3 protein-coding genes are annotated in these 2,751 nt (G+C 32.2%); all 3 read right to left on the reverse strand.

Annotated elements, in window-relative coordinates; translation table 11 throughout:
- Positions 1 to 50: 50 nt before the first annotated feature.
- The gene (locus CXF67_RS09120) at positions 51 to 872 is read right to left on the reverse strand and encodes an abortive infection family protein (protein ID WP_102088475.1); all 822 of its coding nucleotides are present in this window, start codon (positions 870 to 872) and stop codon (positions 51 to 53) included.
- A 20-nt stretch (positions 873 to 892) separates the two neighbouring features.
- Positions 893 to 1,678, reverse strand: a complete 786-nt coding sequence (locus CXF67_RS09125) for a hypothetical protein (RefSeq protein ID WP_102088476.1) — start codon at positions 1,676 to 1,678, stop codon at positions 893 to 895.
- 222 nt (positions 1,679 to 1,900) lie between these two features.
- On the reverse strand, positions 1,901 to 2,614 hold the full coding sequence (locus CXF67_RS09130) for an SDR family NAD(P)-dependent oxidoreductase (RefSeq protein ID WP_102088477.1): 714 nt from the start codon (positions 2,612 to 2,614) through the stop codon (positions 1,901 to 1,903).
- Positions 2,615 to 2,751 lie beyond the last annotated feature (137 nt).

Consider the following 2,751-nt stretch of genomic DNA (forward strand, 5'->3'; position numbering starts at 1 on the left):
AAAGGGGTGAAACTCCCCTTTACCTACTCGACTGTACAACGTTTTTATTTTTAAAATGGTAATTCATCCCAGTTTTCGTCCACTTCTTTCTCTTTAACTTTTGGTTTTTCAATCGTTTCTAAAAACCGAATAACATTAGATATGTCGTTGAAAATTAGAATGCTTTCATTGTAATTTAAAATGGGATTATCATGAGCAAAACTGCTATTGTTTCTAACATCATTAAACGCCTCCAAAACCGATATTGATGACTTAAGAATTCGTCTTGTCATTTCTGATTCTATTAAACCTTTTTTGTCAATTGATTTAATGTATCCACCAAATAAGCTATGAAGCGGAGTTTCTTTATCGTAATTTATCTCATGATTGTCGCAAAGTTGTCTGATATACTTAATTGTAAAAGTATGTAGTCTATCTAAAGCGTTTTCTGGTTCGTTTTTCTCAATGCTTACACGAATTGCCTCAGCTAAAACTGTAAAATCTTTTTCATCAGAATTAGGTGTTAAGGCATCCAGATTCTTCACAGGATTTTCTGTCTTTAAAAGTTGAGTTATTTTAGAGCATTCTTCGTACAGTAGTTCATCTGATCGGCCATAGTCCAATTCTTTCATTTGAACCTTATGTATCCAATATTCAAGAAGTTTTTCTAATAACTTACCTATGTTATAATTACTTTCTGTAAGCCAATATCCTCTTAAACGATTCGCTTTAGAACCAGAACCATGATTGTATTTTTCATCATAAATATCAATACGGATAGCTTCTACAATAAATTTTTGAAAAGTTCTATCCGAAAAATCCAAAACATAGCCAGAACTCATTCCGAATAGTTTTTCAAATTTACTTTTCTCTATGAACCCAAATTTTGACATATAATTATTTAGCCTAGTTGTTAATCTAAAATTTCAACGGAATTATTTATTGTATCACCTTTCAAATGCTCATTGTCATCAAATTCATCTAAAATTAAAAGATCGTTTGATTTTGCAGGGTTGTCATATGTTTTCTTATACTTGAAAAGCTCATCATCATGAACTGGATAAAAGTGTACAATGTTTGTCGTTTTATTTATTTTACACACCAATTTAGAGCAATCCTTTGCTTCTGAATATCCTGTTAATTGACCTCTTTCAATTATAAAAACAGAATCCTTTTCAGTTACTATAATTGGAAAGAAGTGTTCAATCACTTGAACAAGTAGCTGAGTTTGATTAGGAACAGTATAACTATGAGCAAGAACTGCATCTTTCTTTGACCTAGTTCTCATTCTTTCGTTGGTCTCTTTAAATCTAGGATAATGTTTAGGATATAAATTTCGATCTGCAATTTGAGAATACAAAACGCCACAAAGTTCCTCCATTTGATTTTTAGCTTTATCAATCCATTTGAGAGCATTTTCTTTAGCTCGCCTTACCTCTGAAATTTCATCTTCCCAAGGTTCTTGATTGTCATATGAATGATAGTAGTCAAAATATATATATCGATACTCATGGTCTATCATATAATTGCTACATACCTTCCTCCAAGTATCAAATAATGTCCACTCAATTTTCTCAAAATGCCAGGGGTTCCTTGTTTCCAATGGATACATTAAGAGCTCCACTAATTCAATTTTTTCATTGAAAAACTCATCTTTCAAGTGAGCCAATGAATTATCATCCGGTAATATCCTTTTCATTTCAGTTTAATTGAGCATAACGTTCAGTATAAGAAACGTAGGGCAGGTGAAAAGCACTTTCGTTTCGGTTTTTTACTTAGCTAAATATAAATATTTTGCTTTTATCTTTTCTTCTATAAACGCCAAATTTTATATTTAGCGGACTTTGTTAATATTTACAGACCTTTCGGTTTAGCACAAACGCCCTATGTTTTTTATACATTGTTAGCCACTGGCTTTATTTTACATTCTTCTATAAATTCCACTTGGAAGTCTTTTTAAAATTCCTGCAATAAGTCGCCATCTTTTCGTTACATATCCAACACTCTTTTTCCTTTTTATAATTTTAAAAATTTGTTGAGCTGCTTTTTCTTTTGTGGCTACCCAGAATTGTCCTTCTCCTTTAGCCATATCTGTATCTACAAATCCAGGTCTAATGTCAGTCACATAAATTGGTTTCTTCGTTTTTGTCGCTTTTTGCCTTAGACCTTCTAAATAGTTTATCTGGTAAGCTTTCGAAGCATTATAAGCTGGTGCCATTCTGCTTCCTCGAATTCCTGCAATGGAACTTATTGCGGCTAAATGACCTTTTCCTTCCTTTTCAAAATAATTAAATGTCCAATCAACTATTTCTGTAAAAGCATTAACATTTAGTAAGTTAGTCTTATTCTCAATTTCATAATTCAATTTTTCGTTTAAATCTCCTGTTCCTGAACTCAAAATCAAAAGGTTTAGACCTCCTAATTTATTGGTTAAATCAGTTAGCTTTTCAGTATTGTTTTCTGTTGTACAGTCAAATGAGCTTATTACGTAACTTTCTGGTCTGCTTTCTCGCATTTTTTCTAATTCAGGTTTCCGTCTTCCTGTAATACCAACTTCATATCCATTCTCAACAAGAATTTTTGCAAGTTCATTTCCAATTCCTGAAGAAGCTCCGACTATAATTGCTTTTTTCATTCTGTTTTTTCGTGCTTGTGGCTAACGTGTTTGTATATGGTTTGTTGCGTGTTTCAAGCAACTAATTTAGTAAATAATTACCGACCAAGAAAGTCCGCGAGGACTTTCGTAAGTAGGCTTGCACTAGCAATTAATTT

Origin of the sequence: Psychroflexus sp. MES1-P1E (genome assembly GCF_002836055.1) — a bacterium.
In the GTDB taxonomy this organism is placed as follows: Bacteria; Bacteroidota; Bacteroidia; order Flavobacteriales; family Flavobacteriaceae; genus Psychroflexus.